This window comes from Bacillus sp. TCT6 (assembly GCF_056033845.1).
This window is the reverse complement of record NZ_JBVYHX010000001.1, coordinates 665964-680011: the sequence shown is the minus strand read 5'-3', so window position 1 is coordinate 680011 and position 14048 is coordinate 665964. Positions and strand designations below refer to the sequence as shown.

At 31.8% G+C, this 14048-nt stretch carries 21 protein-coding genes and 6 pseudogenes; 1 reads left to right on the top strand and 26 read right to left on the bottom strand.

All coding sequences use genetic code 11. The features are described 5' to 3' along the window. Nucleotide 1: 1 nt before the first annotated feature. Both AC0ONG_RS03355 and AC0ONG_RS03350 read right to left on the bottom strand, forming a co-directional pair. Nucleotides 2-385 carry a DNA/RNA non-specific endonuclease gene (locus AC0ONG_RS03355; protein WP_225986872.1) on the bottom strand — a complete coding sequence of 128 codons (384 nt, stop codon included), beginning with the start codon at nt 383-385 and terminating at the stop codon, nt 2-4. Between the two features lie 299 nt (nt 386-684). After that, nucleotides 685-1265: pseudogene (locus AC0ONG_RS03350) on the bottom strand (hypothetical protein); the annotation flags it as partial. Nucleotides 1266-1811: 546 nt separating this feature from the next. Here AC0ONG_RS03350 and AC0ONG_RS03345 point away from each other — a divergent pair. Then, nucleotides 1812-2606 (top strand): hypothetical protein, encoded by a 795-nt coding sequence (locus AC0ONG_RS03345; protein WP_000418489.1) that lies wholly within the window; start codon nt 1812-1814, stop codon nt 2604-2606. A 181-nt stretch (nt 2607-2787) separates the two neighbouring features. Here the strand turns inward: AC0ONG_RS03345 and AC0ONG_RS03340 are convergent, their stop codons facing one another. The 24 genes and pseudogenes from AC0ONG_RS03340 to AC0ONG_RS03225 form a co-directional block, all read right to left on the bottom strand. After that, entirely contained in the window at nt 2788-3168 is a 381-nt protein-coding gene (locus AC0ONG_RS03340) for a BA_1872 family lipoprotein (protein ID WP_000771854.1), read from the bottom strand. Between the two features lie 80 nt (nt 3169-3248). Continuing rightward, nucleotides 3249-3533, bottom strand: a complete 285-nt coding sequence (locus tag AC0ONG_RS03335; RefSeq protein ID WP_000250499.1) for a DUF4176 domain-containing protein — start codon at nt 3531-3533, stop codon at nt 3249-3251. A gap of 1 nt (nt 3534) precedes the next feature. Continuing rightward, nucleotides 3535-3744 (bottom strand): hypothetical protein, encoded by a 210-nt coding sequence (locus tag AC0ONG_RS03330; RefSeq protein WP_001036918.1) that lies wholly within the window; start codon nt 3742-3744, stop codon nt 3535-3537. Between the two features lie 14 nt (nt 3745-3758). Continuing rightward, nucleotides 3759-5015, bottom strand: coding sequence for a T7SS effector LXG polymorphic toxin (locus AC0ONG_RS03325; RefSeq protein WP_098578210.1), 1257 nt, complete (start codon nt 5013-5015; stop codon nt 3759-3761). Next, nucleotides 5012-5374: a DUF3958 family protein gene (locus AC0ONG_RS03320; protein WP_044783270.1), complete on the bottom strand. Its 363-nt coding sequence runs from the start codon at nt 5372-5374 to the stop codon at nt 5012-5014. The genes AC0ONG_RS03325 and AC0ONG_RS03320 overlap by 4 nt, the downstream gene beginning before the upstream one ends. Nucleotides 5375-5414: 40 nt before the next feature. Beyond that, entirely contained in the window at nt 5415-5690 is a 276-nt protein-coding gene (locus AC0ONG_RS03315) for a TIGR04197 family type VII secretion effector (RefSeq protein ID WP_000529664.1), read from the bottom strand. 158 nt (nt 5691-5848) lie between these two features. Continuing rightward, complete coding sequence (locus AC0ONG_RS03310) at nt 5849-6145, bottom strand: WXG100 family type VII secretion target (protein WP_000918591.1); 297 nt, start codon at nt 6143-6145, stop codon at nt 5849-5851. 173 nt (nt 6146-6318) lie between these two features. After that, a pseudogene (locus AC0ONG_RS03305) lies at nt 6319-6524 on the bottom strand (hypothetical protein); the annotation flags it as partial. 45 nt (nt 6525-6569) lie between these two features. Beyond that, nucleotides 6570-6773: pseudogene (locus AC0ONG_RS03300) on the bottom strand (DUF4176 domain-containing protein); the annotation flags it as partial. An 80-nt stretch (nt 6774-6853) separates the two neighbouring features. Continuing rightward, nucleotides 6854-7525: a hypothetical protein gene (locus AC0ONG_RS03295; protein ID WP_098829699.1), complete on the bottom strand. Its 672-nt coding sequence runs from the start codon at nt 7523-7525 to the stop codon at nt 6854-6856. A gap of 507 nt (nt 7526-8032) precedes the next feature. Then, entirely contained in the window at nt 8033-8422 is a 390-nt protein-coding gene (locus AC0ONG_RS03290; protein WP_016078029.1) for an immunity 50 family protein, read from the bottom strand. A gap of 11 nt (nt 8423-8433) precedes the next feature. Continuing rightward, nucleotides 8434-8544 (bottom strand): HNH/endonuclease VII fold putative polymorphic toxin, encoded by a 111-nt coding sequence (locus tag AC0ONG_RS03285; RefSeq protein ID WP_223697817.1) that lies wholly within the window; start codon nt 8542-8544, stop codon nt 8434-8436. Between the two features lie 311 nt (nt 8545-8855). Next, nucleotides 8856-9311 (bottom strand): SMI1/KNR4 family protein, encoded by a 456-nt coding sequence (locus tag AC0ONG_RS03280; protein WP_136997294.1) that lies wholly within the window; start codon nt 9309-9311, stop codon nt 8856-8858. Nucleotides 9312-9336: 25 nt separating this feature from the next. Further along, nucleotides 9337-9420: pseudogene (locus tag AC0ONG_RS03275) on the bottom strand (HNH endonuclease); the annotation flags it as partial. Then, a complete protein-coding gene (locus AC0ONG_RS03270; protein ID WP_098578398.1) occupies nt 9416-9937 on the bottom strand; it encodes a SecY-interacting protein Syd in 522 nt (173 codons plus the stop codon). The pseudogene AC0ONG_RS03275 and the gene AC0ONG_RS03270, both read right to left, overlap by 5 nt. Before the next feature lie 29 nt (nt 9938-9966). Next, a pseudogene (locus AC0ONG_RS03265) lies at nt 9967-10104 on the bottom strand (hypothetical protein); the annotation flags it as partial. A 107-nt stretch (nt 10105-10211) separates the two neighbouring features. Next, nucleotides 10212-10403, bottom strand: a complete 192-nt coding sequence (locus tag AC0ONG_RS03260) for a hypothetical protein (RefSeq protein ID WP_001147554.1) — start codon at nt 10401-10403, stop codon at nt 10212-10214. 11 nt (nt 10404-10414) lie between these two features. Continuing rightward, nucleotides 10415-10507 (bottom strand): annotated as a pseudogene (locus AC0ONG_RS03255) (DUF4176 domain-containing protein); the annotation flags it as partial. Between the two features lie 13 nt (nt 10508-10520). Then, complete coding sequence (locus AC0ONG_RS03250; RefSeq protein WP_136997495.1) at nt 10521-11189, bottom strand: hypothetical protein; 669 nt, start codon at nt 11187-11189, stop codon at nt 10521-10523. A gap of 221 nt (nt 11190-11410) precedes the next feature. Beyond that, nucleotides 11411-11791: a ribonuclease toxin immunity protein CdiI gene (gene cdiI, locus AC0ONG_RS03245; RefSeq protein ID WP_098578397.1), complete on the bottom strand. Its 381-nt coding sequence runs from the start codon at nt 11789-11791 to the stop codon at nt 11411-11413. A 27-nt stretch (nt 11792-11818) separates the two neighbouring features. Then, nucleotides 11819-12169 (bottom strand): CdiA family toxin C-terminal domain-containing protein, encoded by a 351-nt coding sequence (locus tag AC0ONG_RS03240; protein ID WP_001999206.1) that lies wholly within the window; start codon nt 12167-12169, stop codon nt 11819-11821. Nucleotides 12170-12393: 224 nt separating this feature from the next. Next, nucleotides 12394-12840 carry an SMI1/KNR4 family protein gene (locus tag AC0ONG_RS03235; RefSeq protein WP_000481679.1) on the bottom strand — a complete coding sequence of 149 codons (447 nt, stop codon included), beginning with the start codon at nt 12838-12840 and terminating at the stop codon, nt 12394-12396. Between the two features lie 18 nt (nt 12841-12858). Next, the gene (locus AC0ONG_RS03230) at nt 12859-13311 is read right to left on the bottom strand and encodes a YrhA family protein (protein ID WP_000265800.1); all 453 of its coding nucleotides are present in this window, start codon (nt 13309-13311) and stop codon (nt 12859-12861) included. Nucleotides 13312-13451: 140 nt separating this feature from the next. Continuing rightward, nucleotides 13452-14024, bottom strand: a complete 573-nt coding sequence (locus AC0ONG_RS03225; protein ID WP_000707085.1) for an imm11 family protein — start codon at nt 14022-14024, stop codon at nt 13452-13454. Nucleotides 14025-14048: the final 24 nt, after the last annotated feature.

Genomic DNA, 14048 nt, shown 5'->3' with positions numbered 1-14048 from the left:
CTTATCCTCCAGATTGATTTTTTATCCTAATTTTTTTAATTTCTCCATTAATCTCATAAGCTATTTTAAATTGAGAAGGTCTTATACTATCATCCGAATATATAGGCTCTATTTTTACTTTCACCGTTTTTCCATCCGCTAAAGCTTGCGACCACTTTTGTTCAAGACTATACCATTTACCTCCAGAACGATTTATTTGTGAATTCATTGCCACCAAATTATCAATATCACCAGATCCCTCAAACATACTTGCGATTAAATGACCTCCATCATCATCTTTTAATCTATCATTTCTTCCATTCGGTCCATTTTGTCCAGCTTTTCGTTGTGCATAAGGATTTCTTTTAGCATCTCCTATTTTTAATTCTCCTTCTACACTAGTAATTCGCCTCTCACTATCAGTTTTATATGTATGACCTGATGGTGATTTATACTCTACATCTGGTGCAAGTACTTTTCTGCGTTTAACTCTTTCATAATGAGCTCCATATTATACTTTAGCGGATAAAAGCGTATCCTTTGCTTGATTAAACTCAGGTATATTAAACCTGGATTGTCCACCACTTCCGCCAGCAAAAGCAAATTGGTCTTTCAATGGTATTTGATTCGAAACGGAAGAGATACCTTCTAGACTTTTGCTAGATTCGCGCCTTCACCGAGTGTAGTTATTTTCCCTACTCAGCCTATCCCTTTATCCCCAATCCATCCTATCTCAACTTCCATAAAAATACTTGTTCCCGATTTTGCACGACTTTCTGCATCACCATGCCAAAAATCATTCACAAATGAATTAGAAAAAGTATTATACGCAGTAGATGCTGTCTCTAGGGGATGACCTATAGCATACTTAATATTTTCTTTTGTTACTGTATCATTTAGTGAATTGAATCCTTCTACAATCCCTCCGATAACTTGCCCAGAACCAACGTATATACCGTCCCAAACTTTTCGAAGCATAGATTTTTCAGGGGGGTATCATACATTGTACCTTCTTCGATATTATCATCTGATAAATTGCTATTTACAAAATTGTCCGCTTCGTGTGCCTTAGCTTCTGTCATTTTTTGAATGGAAGTCGTCCAGTCCATATTCAACCCCTGTGTACTAAATGTACCACTTACGGGACTAAACCCTTTCCCACTTTGAACTTCCGCAAGACCTGCAGCAATGCTAGTTGCTAATTGAATTGCTGTACTATAATTATTACTAGAGGTCTGATTGAATTGATACAAATGATCCGGCTTTTCTTGCAGTTTTTGCCTCATAACAATAAAAAGATTTACCATGGCATCCATACCCGGGATTGGCATAGCTTGATTAACAGCTTCCATACTTGTTTTCATTCGGTCAATTTCTCGAATTTGTTCTAATATCTCGTGTTCAATTACATCTCCCTGAGCTACCTGTGATTGAAATTGACTTGGAAAGGCATTGTTTTGTCGGATTAGCTCTTCACATAAGTAAATGATTCCTTGCGCTAAAGGACGAAAGGTTTATACAAAAAATGCTTTTGCACTGCTATATGTTTGCCCTTGTAAAACAACCACTAAGAACTACTAAACATAAAACAAATAAAATTGTATTTTTAAAAATTTTCAACATCATTCTCCTTTCTATTCACAATAAAAAATTCACCACTAAACTTATAAAACAACTATAATAAGGGGTAGCATCAACATAGACTTATATTCTCTATAAAACCTGCTATAATAGGTTTTTACACCCTTAGCATACAATTTTTCACTTTCGGTAATGTGCCCCCTATTTGAAGGGTAATTGAAATATTAAGACCAACTGATAGAGGTGTTTATGTGGAATTATTTGAGTATTATAAAAAGAAAGGGAAGTTTAAATTTTTTATTGGAATTGGTGTTTTTATTTTGGCACTATGTGCTGTATATGAAAAGTGGGGACATATTAATTGGGGACAGGTTATTTTTATTGTTATAGTTTCGTTTGTTTTTTTAGGAATTGGTTTTTTGCAATTAAGAAAAGGGAAGTTATTAGAAAAAAATATTGTTAAAAATAGTATAACACTTTGGGATACTAATACTTTTGTATTATTAGAATTACCAGAAGGTAATAAACATTTTGGATTATATACTCCTGATGGAGCTTATGTAGCAGGAACAAAGCTAATTTCAACTGATATGATGACAGTATCTTCTTTAAAAAATAAACACGTTGTTGGATTGGAAGCAAGTGATGGAGAAATTCTTGCATACTTTCATAGTGAAGTTGAAAATTATGATTGGGCTATTTATGATTCGAATTATAATTGTGTAGGTATGTTTAAAGAAAATATGATACAAGGATTTGGAATGGTACGTGGTTCTTTGATGAATGAAAAAGAGATAAAAATTTCTGAGATAGAAGTGGAATTTGATTTTTTCGAAACGTCTTTTCGTACAATGGATGATCGTATATTAATAAACTGCAAGAGGGGATATATGCCTTTAGAATGGAGTGAAAGATTTGGCTTAAATGTACCTATTATTAAATTAGGTAATAATATTTCTAATACTGAAAAAATATTTGGTTTAGGTATTCTTCTTTATATTTTAGAAACAATTAAAGTAAGAAAAAGTAGGATTTTTAATGATTAGAATTAAATATTTACATTATAAAATTTATTGAATCTTTTATTAGGGATTACATCGCTGAAAGTAAAATATTGTATACTTCTGAATTACTTTACGTTCACTTCTTGAAATTGATGAGCATTTGTTATGCCAGAACCAACTGGAAATGGAAACGGCAAGCGAGTATACTCCGCTTGCCGTTTTTTCATAGCTTCGTATGTATTTGAATTCCTTTCGCTTTCTCTTCTTCACCCTTCACACGTACAATTAAATCATATGATCCGGATTTTGGCGCTTCAAAAGAAAGCAAACCTTCTTTTTGAGAAGTGACTTCTTCTTCATAAATGACCTTATCGTCTTTTGTGACTTGCAATAAAATCGTACCTTCTTCAACTGCTGCCTCATAAGGAATTTCCACATTTCCTTTTTCAGCTTTAAGCGTTTGTACATCGTAATACCCCTGCAAAGAACCAATTGTTAAAGTCGTTTCGCCATTTTTTTGAACCTTTGTGACTTTTGTTGCTGTATTACATGCGCTTAACAATACAACAAGAGTGAAAATGAGAAATGAGCGAAGTAATTTCATAGAGAGTCCCCTTCCTTTAAATATATATGTATTAACATTCATCCATTAACTATTTCAAAAACACTAACAGCTTAAAAGAATCACCGTTTTTCTTCAACTTCTTTTTTAAATAATTTTTGAAACTCTAATTCTGTTTCATTAATAAAACCAAGATGTAAAACACTAGAAATATCTTCATGATTCAAAAAGAAATTATACTCCGAAGAAATATTACCATGAGGAAAATAACAACATACATAATCCCATGTTCTTTTCGTTTCAGAATCCATCTGTTTTCTTCCATAAACCATTAATGGATGTTCCCAATCTTTAAACATTACAACAGAACCTATTGGAAGTAATTCTAACTCTAAATTTTGTACCATCTTAGTTTCCCCTTCTTAAAATAGCCTTTTTTATAATGAAATAAGTGACAGAAAACAACAAACAAGTACCAATTGTACCAAAAACTGCAACCGAAATGTTACCTGCTAATGTTTCATTTGGATCCAATGCATTAGGTAAAATTGTACCAAAAATTGCAATACAAGCTAATATAATCATAAGATATTTAAAATTTTTCACTTTTTTATTCATACTAATTATCTCCTTTATTCCTTAACACTAACTTCTAAACCAAATCCCCATAAACCTACACCAGGACCAAATGGTGCATGGAATTTGAATCCACTTTTTCCAGCTTCAAAAGATCCCCCGAGTGTTCCAAGCGATGCAGATCCCCCAATTTGTAACTTTTTATCCATAAATGGAATAGGAATTTTTATAGCACTCTCATATTTTACTAGAGTAGCTTCAGCTCCTATATGTAAATTTCCATTTTCCACATGAGCACCTAACTCTGCAGAAGCAAGCGCTACTTTAGCTTCAGCTCCAGCTCCAAAAACAATATCCTCTTGTTCTATTCCAGCTTGAGCTACTGTAAACCCAACTTTAGGTCCATAAGTTTGTTCCCTCTTTTCTTTATCTTTTACATTAAATTGATCATAAGTACGAGAACTTACAAATGGCTCTGCTTCAAGTGTAAGACCTTTAATAAATATACCACCATATCCCTTTTCCTCAGTAAATGATTTTTCATACTTTTTACCATTTATTATACTACCAATTCCTTTTACAACTACTCCAGTAACTGTTGCTACTCCATTAGCTGTTTCCTTTACCTCTTTTGAATCCATCAAAAACCAATCATTTTTAACAGCTTCTTTTTCAATTTGAACAGCATGAACTTTATCTTCTGATTTTTTTTGAATAGCTACTGTCCATTCCATATTTAATTCTTTCACACTAAATATCCCTGTTAAAGCATTAAAACCTTTTCCACTTTGGACTTCCGCAAGACCTGCAGCAATACTCGCTGCTAATTGAATTGCTGTACTATAATTATTACTAGAGGTCTGATTGAATTGATACAAATGATCCAGCTTTTCTTGCAGTTTTTTCCTCATAACAATAAAAAGATTTACCATGGCATCCATACCCGGAATTGGCATAGCTTGATTGACAGCTTCCATACTTGTTTTCATTCGGTCAATTTCTCGAATTTGTTCTAACACTTCTTGTTCAATAACATCAGTTGAAGCTACCTGTGATTGAAATTGACTTGGAAAGGCATTATTCTGACGGATTAGTTCTTCACATAAGTAAATAATTCCTTGTGCTAGAGGACGAAAAGTTTGTACAAAAAATGATTTTGCACTGCTATACGTTTGCCCTTGTAACACAGTATCAATTGCAAAAGCATCAATCGACTGAATCGCTTGTTCCATACCTTGAATGGTGGCCGTACATACAGCATTCATACTTTGAGTTTGGTTCTGTACTTCTCCCAAATACATATTTAAACTCATGAATTAGCCTCCTTTACTAATTGTTGTTGCTGATATGAAAGGGCGTTTTCTAAATCACTAAGATCTCGTTTCTCTTTAAACAATGTTTCTTTTTTGTTTTCCAATTCAAATGTGACTTTTCGTTCAATATGTTGTGCATCTTGATACGTATTCATAAAAAACTGGGACATTTCTCTATCACCATGCCAAGTTCCTAAAATTCGTTCAAACAAACGACGATTTCGACTCCTACATTCATAAAAATCTGCTTCCGCTTGTTCCTGAGCTTGAATCGCGAATTGATTTCGGTCCTGTTCTTCAAATACATTTCGTAACTTTAGATTTAACTCTTTAATTTTATTTTCAATATCTCGACCCATCTTTTTCCTCCTACTATTTTACTTTACGTAGGTTGTCACATCAGCGAAAAGTATTGTGAAGTTCGTTATCCATTCTCTCAAATTCTTTAGCTACCGAATGAATATTATCAACCGCTTGCTGGAAGGCAGCGGAAAATTGTTTCGTCAAGTCTAAAACTTGCTGATTCGCTTCTTGTGATTTGAAATTAACAGACAACGTTGTACGCGCCGCCTTTGTTATAGAACGACTGGTTGCACTTTGAATCCTATCAGAGGCTGATCCCATTTTCGTAGCAATTTGCGTTGCTGTTTGTAAATTACTTTGAAATTGTCCCATTCTTTCAAACCCTTTCTATAAGTTTTCCAAACGCATCAAAGAAATCTCATTAAATATATATCCCTATCAATCGCTCGCTAGGCATGCAATTAAATGAGCCATACAATATAAGCTGTATGGCTCATTTGAAATGCTTGTTATATAGAGCATGATAATTTTTATTTCAAACCGAAATTACGTGATAATTCTTCATCATGAGAAGCAACAGCCTCTGCAGTTTTATTAAGCTGCATATTAATTTCTTGTAATAGCTGTGCAAAGTTTTGTACCTTTGGCTTTAATTGATTGAACTGTTGGTCAAAACCTTCAAAAGCACGTCCTTCCCATTCTCCTCTTAATTCATTTTGTAAGTTTTGTAGTTGACTTAAAATGTCCTCAATTTGATTTGCACCTTGTCCATATCGAGCCGCTTTCGATTTAAGCTCCTCTGGTGACATACGAATTTGTCCAGCCATTTTCATTTCCCCTTTAATACATAATGAGCAAAATATATATTGGTTAATTTTACTAAACATATTATAATCTATTATTCTGAACTTTTAAACGTTTTATCTTTCTATTGAATATTAGAATATGAATATTCAATTCTAATCATTAAATATCCTACTTTTTCTTGCTTTACAAGATTTTATAAAAAAATACCATCAAAAGGCAGTCTCTCAAAACTCAATCCCATCCCGCACTCCACTACTTTCTCATACAAATAATTCGCAACGATAATATCTACTACAGCCAAACCAATTGATTTGAAAATAGTAATCTCTTCATCATTTTCGTGACCAGCTTTTCCCTCCTTATAATTCAACCAATTTCGGCGTGGAGATTGCTAGTTTTATCAAAATTTGAAAATCACCTGTTTCTAGATCCTATTCAATTAAGCTATCCTATAAATGCCTCTTCTTCCTCATCTATAAAACCTACAAATATAATTCCTTCAATATCCTCATGATTAAATACACATGTATAATCAGGATCAATATATCCTTCTGGATAAAAACAGCCAATTTAGTCATACATAACAGGTTCTTCAACTATAAGTAGTTGGTTTCTCCCGTAAATTACAACCTTTTTTGTCCCTCCTTTTTTGTCCCTCCTATTTTTTCTATCCTTTAACCAACTATAAGAAGAATGCGATTATATACTTGAAATGCAACAAATCCTCTTTAAAAGCCTATACGTATTTTCCCTCCATCTTCTATATGCTTCCGTAAATAATAATACTTATGGAGTTCTATAATCATATAAAACAAAGCAAACGAAAACACTGTGCATGCAGACATAAATACAAATGCCCCCATTTGTTGTGTTGCAATGCTAAGAATTATATTAGCAATTAACTGCCCCGATCCCGCTGCAATAGCTGCTACTTTTACACCACCAGTTCCTTTCGATGATTTTGATTTTTTTCTTGGTTCCTGAAGTTTTTCAATATGATTTTTATAAAAATGATACAAAGCAAAACCATACAAACCAAATGAAAGAATAAAATAGATTGGAGTTTGTAATTGTAACACTTCATAAGCATATTTTTGAGTTATAACCAATAATCCGACTGAACATATGGCGCCATATACTCCTCGAAATAGAGTGTATTGTAATTGTCGTTTCCGAGGATTGATAGCAATCCATATCGCCCACAAATTTAAAAAAATAACTGGAGGAGTTACTATATATACATAGAGTAATCGAAAAGGATTCGCAAAAGCGGGCAACAGAATAAATATGTCCGCTCCCACAAGAACAAGGGCAATTATTTGGAATCTTATTTCATTTACAGGATAAAGAGCCATATAATGTGCAAAAGCTTTCTTATTAAAATCTAGACTTTTTTTCATGTTAATTAAACCACCCTGCTACTGTTCCAATCGGTAAAAGTTTCATAGCTATTTATTCTCCTTTTTTCTAAATTTATCCATAATATTATGAGCAACTATATTCCATAGTAAAGAAAGTACGGTAACAAAAAGTACAGCTAAAGAAAAATAAATCCTATCCTTCCATGTATCATATGCAATCATGCCCAGTATAATCATTATTAACGCACCAACACATATAAATATTTTTGAAAATTTTCGCATTCTATTATCTCGATTCCTTCTCAAATTTAAATGAAACTCCTGCGGAATCTATAACCATACCCACCTATTACAATCTCACCTTTGGAACTTATATCATAATCACCTAATACAGGTATATAATTAGGTATCTTAATTTTAGTAATTTCCGCTTCATATGTTTGCAATACTATCAACGTTTCAAATGTCCTTTATACATTCCTTATTTAACCCCAAAACATTAAAATATGAATATTATAAAAATTAACTATCTACTTCCCATCAAAATTACGGTAATCCTATTAAGCCTGGGATTACTCCTTCTACCTTCGCCCATTCAAACGAGCACTCAACTAACATTTGATTCTTACACTTAATTCTTAATAAACCTTCTTCTATCGTATTTATTTCAAAATAATCAATTATATTTTCTGTCCCTAAACCTTTTATTGTTAAATTATGAATAGTAAAGAAAGATATCTCTACATAAATTACATCCCACTTATCCCATCTTTTTGGCTTGTTTTCAACATTTTCCTTTGTCATCAATTGAATAACTAAAGTAGGACCATCTCTTTTAAGACGCACATCTAATAACTCTGATTCTTCAAACTTTGGTATTTTCCCAAAAATACTAATTAACGCTTGTGGATTTAAAAATTTAAATTGATCAATCATTTTTATACTTCCTATTTTTTATTTCTCTTCTCAAAATAATAATGATCCTCCATACGATCTACCTGTCCTGTTCGTGTATTGTATTCAGGTCTTACATTATGATGCGGTGACTGATCTCCAATTCCACCTTCTCCAAACTTATGACCCTCTGAATGATCTTGATTGACCTTTTACTTCATATGTAAATTCTCGAGTTATAATAGGCTGTTTATTATCATTTAATATCCTTTTACCATTACTATCTGTTAATGGTACCATTTTTTGACTAATCGGGTGTTGAAATCTAGGTATATTTAATTGTCTTTTAATTTCTTTTAAACTAGCCCCCCTAGATTCATGAGAATTTCCCCCCTCAATCTTCTTAACTTTGAGATAATATTAAAAAGACTTATGCGTAATTCACATAAGTCTTACTTTTGTTACTCATAATTAATTATTCGTCCTCGTCTTCAAACTCATATAAGCTATCAAGTAATTCTGCAAAAGATGAACAAACAGGATAGATTGATTCTTCCATTTCTTCTTCCTCATGGTCCCAAAATACGACTGTTGGTGACTGAGGATTATTTCGGTAATCAAAGCATAGAAGGTTACCAAACAGGTCTCTAGCAAAAGGATATACTTTATCTACCAATCTATCTTTTATACTATTATATGTTTGCAGCATAGAAATTTTTCTCTCAGAGTCTAAGGATAAAAGGTTATTAAGTGAATCTTCATCCCGATTAGGAATATTGAATGTATCTGGAGTAGGATAGCCACCATCATATTTCTTTACACACTCAATAAAATCATTAGGAAATTTAATACCAAAGTACTCTTCTAATTGTTCAATTTGTTCATCTGTAACTTTTTTCTCACTTACATTAATCCATGTAATGTTGTTCATAATTATAAACCGCCCTATCTTTTCCTCAAATTTTATATCCACCTGTATGACCAGTATCGTGATGTATCTGATAATCTACAAGTTGTATTCGACCAGGTTCCTGATTATGAAAGATTTAAAATTAATTCTGCTAAACTATCACAGATTACTTCGAAGCTTCGGCTTTCATAATCTTCTAATTTTACTTGTCCATTTTCATTATCTACAACTACCAAGAGACCATTGAATTCCATACCAATAGGAATATTATTCAGTTGATTATCATGTGCGCCTTGGTACCCTTGTAAAGATACATAAAAATCATGCAGTTCAATTCCTGGTATAACAGAATTTAATTCAAAATCATAACCTAAATAATTACCTCCTAAGTCTAAAAACCAATAAGAATTATAATATTCTTTAATTGAATTATATAATTGTATCCCCAAATCTTTTTCTATATTAGAAAAATCATGAATTATATTTTTTTCTAACGGTTTCCAGAATACGTATCCCTCTATATCTGGTTCTCCTTCATAGATAAAAGCCTCTGCTTCTTCTATCCATAAAGATTTTGGCAATGAATTATTACAATCTTGCCACTCTCTAATTATTTTATCAAAACAATTTTTCATTTCATTTTTCATTTTTTTATTTACCGCCTAATGTATGATGTTCAATAAATTTCTGAAGCATTTCTACATATCCTGCATCTTTTCCCCCATGCTCCAATCGATTTTTCTGCGTTATGAATCCCTCCAAAACCAGGATGTAGTGGCAGCGGAACACCAACAGCTTGACCACCACCAATATGGTGATGGACTAATTTAGTTCCACGTAATCCAGTAAAATCATATTGTAGAAATTCCCCTCTAAATCATTAAGGATTTAGAGGGGAATTTCTTTATCACATAAGTAATATCATTTCTTATTAAATTTACTGTGTATCAGTTCAAAGAATTTATTTGTACCAAGTGAAATTGCGCCAATAATAAGAACACCAATAATAAAATAAATCTTTTTAAATAAGTTGTAAGGAGATAAAATAGCAACTACAAGAAGTATTATAATTGCAACGAATGTGACTAATTTCCCAACTTTAAATGCTTGCATATCAGCTTTCCTCCTTCTGGATAAAAACAGCCAATATAGTCATACATCACAGGTTCTTTAACCATAAGTTTTTGTTTCCTTCCATAAATCACAATACTTAAAATTCAATAAACCTCTTTAAAAGGTTTCATGTGTTCTACCCCCATCTTCTATATGCTTCCTTAAATAATAATACCTATGGAGTTCCATAATGAAATGAAACAACATAAACGAAAGCATGGAATATACACACATTAATACAATTGCTACCATCTTTTGTGTTGCAAAACCAAGACTGATATTAGCAATGAGTTGACCCAATCCTACAAAAACCACTACTCCAAAACTAGAGTTTTTTTTCGATGATTTTGATTTTTTGATTGATTCCTGAAGTTTTTTAATATGATTTTTATAATAATAATGCAAAGCAAAAATATACAAACCAACCGAAAAAATAAAATAGATAGGAGTTTGTAATCCTAACATTCCATATGCAAACTTTTGGGTTATAATTAATAATCCTACTGAACATACGATGCCAAATACCCCACGAAATAGAGTGTATTGTAATTGCCGCTTCCTAGGATTTATAACAATCCATATTGCCCATACATTTAAAAAAGCAACTGGTGGAACTATTATGTACATATATATCGGTTGAACAGGATTCGCAAAAGCAGGTAAAAGCACAAATATATCTGCTATCCCAATCACAAGAGTAATTATAGTCGATCTTATATCATTTACAGCATAAAGAGTCATATAGTATTCAAAAACTTTTTTATTAAAATTTATACTTTTTTTCATGTTAATTAAACCACCCTGCTACTGTTGACCAAGTTTTTTTCATTTCCCCTTTAATACATAATGAGTAAAATATGAATCGGTTAATTTTACTAAACATATTATGAGATTTTGTCGCGAATTTTCAAACATCAAATCTTTCTATTGAATATTAGCATATAATCAATTCTAATCATGAAACATTCTACCTTTTATAATAATTTTGGATAAGTTATAAATAGTCTCTACCTATTAATATTGTATAATTCAATAAATTTGTTAAGACTGTCTTCTAATCTCTTAATTGTGTTTGGATACTTTTTTGAATAATCCTCACACATTTTTTTAAAATAATGATAAAATGTTTGATAATCAATTATTACCTCATCACCACTGTATAATACAAATTCTACCCCTTCAAATGAATCTCCATTGGCAATATCATACTCATCCAAATCTCCTGGAAAAGTACATGCGCCATATTCCTCTCCAAATCCTACTCCTTCACAAACTGAATTGATTACCTTTAAAAATCTTTCATCATCTACCATATTAAACACTGCTTGTATAGGAAAATGGGTTAAATCTAGTAAATCCTCATCTTTTAATCTAAATTCTCTTTGCATACATATCTCTCCTCGTATATCTTTAATTTATTCTGGAAAAAAAGAAGAGATTTCTCCACCTTTATGGTATCCTCTCCAAGTTATTTCTTTACCGTCAACACCCGCCCCTTCTCTCGAAAGAACTCCATCACTGGTTTTTAATTTAGCGTCATTAGCTGCTTCAATTCCACGGTTAATAAATTCCTTATCACTTATAATTTTAGGATCATAAATGTTGTTTGTGAATACTTTATTTCCATACTCTCCTGTAGGGGTGCCATCCATATTTAACTTAGGCATATTGTATTCTACTGTTTTTACACCTAGAATTTTTGAAGGTGATTCACTGACTATTTTTAATATTGTTTTTAAAGAACTCTTCACTGTTGTGTGCTCCATCAATACCTCTCCCTCTCCTTCTTGGAACAGAGGGATCTATATTTTTAATATGATTTTCTAATTTAGGAGTCGCTTTAAACTTTCAAGTGATTTAATGGTGAATGTTTTTGATACTTTTTACCTATTATGGACATTAAAAAAGCTTATGCAGGTTATACATAAGCTTTTTTACTCATGATTAGATATTTTTCAAATGCTACACCTTAATGCAAGTCTTAAAAAGATTAAATATAATAGTCAGGATTTTCATCCATTTTAATTAAAAATTCTTCTAAAGAATCCGCTATTTTCTCATCTTCAGAGTAAGTAGGACATTGACCTAATTCATTTTCCTCTTTAAATTTAATTGTTAAAAAGTTAAGTTCTGTTACTTCAAAAAACACTAATGAATCATCATCTAGGTTTGGATTATATTCATAAATATCTTGCCTTAAACGGAAATCTGCAACTGAAATCGGGTCCATAAATCTGTTGAAAAACGTTCTTGTATCAGACTTAAAAAAACCACAACCTATTTCTTGATAAAAGCGTTTCAGTTCTTTTGGAAGTTCCATTTGTAATAAGCTTTCTGCCTCATCTATCTCATCTTGATATATAGGATAGAAAATAGGTTTTTGTTTAGAACGGACACTTCTGTCTGCTACAACATATTCTTTTAAAAAATTAAACATAATTTTTAATACCCCCTATTAAAGAAGGGTTATTTTTAACGCTTCCTCAAGCATTGTATTAAAATCATTATATGTGTTCATTACCGTACCTGATGGTTTATCAAGTTCTAAATAAGTACCGTCTGATAAGCTCTTACAAAACCACGCAATATTTGAATCGCCAAAGAAAAGATACTCTTTTTGAAATTCATTTTCATACCAAATCTCATTCGTGTCTATAAAACCGCAAATATGTTCATCTTTTTTTGTTTCTAGTAAAGAAGAATCAACTCCGTAAAGTACCAGTCCATCAAAGTCTAAACCATTTACAGTTTTAAGAAACTCTTCGTATTCCCTCGGTAAATCAACATTAAATTTCTCTTTTACATGTTCTCTTAATCTTTGAACTTCAGTATCCGTTGCGGGTATATTCAGCTTATAATTAACACTTTTCAATATATCTCCAATTTCCAAAATCATATTTTTCCACATATAAATTTCACCATTGCTTCAGCTTGAATCAGTTCAAAAATTTCTTTTTCATTTCCCTCATAATTGTTTAACATTCTTAGAATTTTTAAATCCTTTACATCCATGTCACTAACTCCTATCAATTATTTTAGGACTTTCTTTTACATGTTTGCTTCTGAATCCCATACCTCGATAAATTCAAAACCTTTTAAATCACTTTCTAACACTGTATTTCTAAATTCATCTGATACAAAAACGGAAGGAATATGTAATATTTCATTTAAGTAAACTTTAAATATTGTTTGGTTCTTAACCATATTAGGTAAGAATGCGTATTTTTTGAAATCTATTACTAAGCCAGAACGTAGTTTCTTTAGTATAGCTTTCTCATAGTTAATAGCATCTAGTGCATTTAAAACGTTAATTATATAATACACTTCTCCCGTCACATCATGAATTAGGGGAAGAAATTCTACATTATCACCAAGTATAGACTCTAAAAATTTTTTAGCTTTCCCACTAACCATTGGCGTACCAACTTCTCCCCAAAAATGAGGCAAATCACTTTGATTTCCTTCTTCTACACATTTAATACGTATTTCTCCCCATGAATCAGATGCTTTTACTGCCGAGTCAATTTTCCCTTCAAAATACTTTTTAGAATCTTCTTCTAAGTTCAATAGTTGAAAGGATTCATAGTCATCAAATGAACTCTTTAATTCCCAAATTTTCATTTTTACTCTCCTTTGTTATTTTTC

Excerpts from the sequence above, each read along its gene's own strand:
- AC0ONG_RS03340 (WP_000771854.1), bottom strand. The coding sequence starts at position 3,168 with ATGAAATTACTTCGCTCATTTCTCATTTTCACTCTTGTTGTATTGTTA.
- AC0ONG_RS03335 (WP_000250499.1), bottom strand. The coding sequence starts at position 3,533 with ATGGTACAAAATTTAGAGTTAGAATTACTTCCAATAGGTTCTGTTGTA.
- AC0ONG_RS03330 (WP_001036918.1), bottom strand. The coding sequence starts at position 3,744 with ATGAATAAAAAAGTGAAAAATTTTAAATATCTTATGATTATATTAGCT.
- AC0ONG_RS03325 (WP_098578210.1), bottom strand. The coding sequence starts at position 5,015 with ATGAGTTTAAATATGTATTTGGGAGAAGTACAGAACCAAACTCAAAGT.
- AC0ONG_RS03320 (WP_044783270.1), bottom strand. The coding sequence starts at position 5,374 with ATGGGTCGAGATATTGAAAATAAAATTAAAGAGTTAAATCTAAAGTTA.
- AC0ONG_RS03315 (WP_000529664.1), bottom strand. The coding sequence starts at position 5,690 with ATGGGACAATTTCAAAGTAATTTACAAACAGCAACGCAAATTGCTACG.
- AC0ONG_RS03310 (WP_000918591.1), bottom strand. The coding sequence starts at position 6,145 with ATGGCTGGACAAATTCGTATGTCACCAGAGGAGCTTAAATCGAAAGCG.
- AC0ONG_RS03295 (WP_098829699.1), bottom strand. The coding sequence starts at position 7,525 with ATGAAAAAAAGTCTAGATTTTAATAAGAAAGCTTTTGCACATTATATG.
- AC0ONG_RS03290 (WP_016078029.1), bottom strand. The coding sequence starts at position 8,422 with ATGATTGATCAATTTAAATTTTTAAATCCACAAGCGTTAATTAGTATT.
- AC0ONG_RS03280 (WP_136997294.1), bottom strand. The coding sequence starts at position 9,311 with ATGAACAACATTACATGGATTAATGTAAGTGAGAAAAAAGTTACAGAT.
- AC0ONG_RS03270 (WP_098578398.1), bottom strand. The coding sequence starts at position 9,937 with ATGAAAAATGAAATGAAAAATTGTTTTGATAAAATAATTAGAGAGTGG.
- AC0ONG_RS03260 (WP_001147554.1), bottom strand. The coding sequence starts at position 10,403 with ATGCAAGCATTTAAAGTTGGGAAATTAGTCACATTCGTTGCAATTATA.
- AC0ONG_RS03250 (WP_136997495.1), bottom strand. The coding sequence starts at position 11,189 with ATGAAAAAAAGTATAAATTTTAATAAAAAAGTTTTTGAATACTATATG.
- cdiI (WP_098578397.1), bottom strand. The coding sequence starts at position 11,791 with ATGCAAAGAGAATTTAGATTAAAAGATGAGGATTTACTAGATTTAACC.
- AC0ONG_RS03240 (WP_001999206.1), bottom strand. The coding sequence starts at position 12,169 with ATGGAGCACACAACAGTGAAGAGTTCTTTAAAAACAATATTAAAAATA.
- AC0ONG_RS03235 (WP_000481679.1), bottom strand. The coding sequence starts at position 12,840 with ATGTTTAATTTTTTAAAAGAATATGTTGTAGCAGACAGAAGTGTCCGT.
- AC0ONG_RS03230 (WP_000265800.1), bottom strand. The coding sequence starts at position 13,311 with ATGTGGAAAAATATGATTTTGGAAATTGGAGATATATTGAAAAGTGTT.
- AC0ONG_RS03225 (WP_000707085.1), bottom strand. The coding sequence starts at position 14,024 with ATGAAAATTTGGGAATTAAAGAGTTCATTTGATGACTATGAATCCTTT.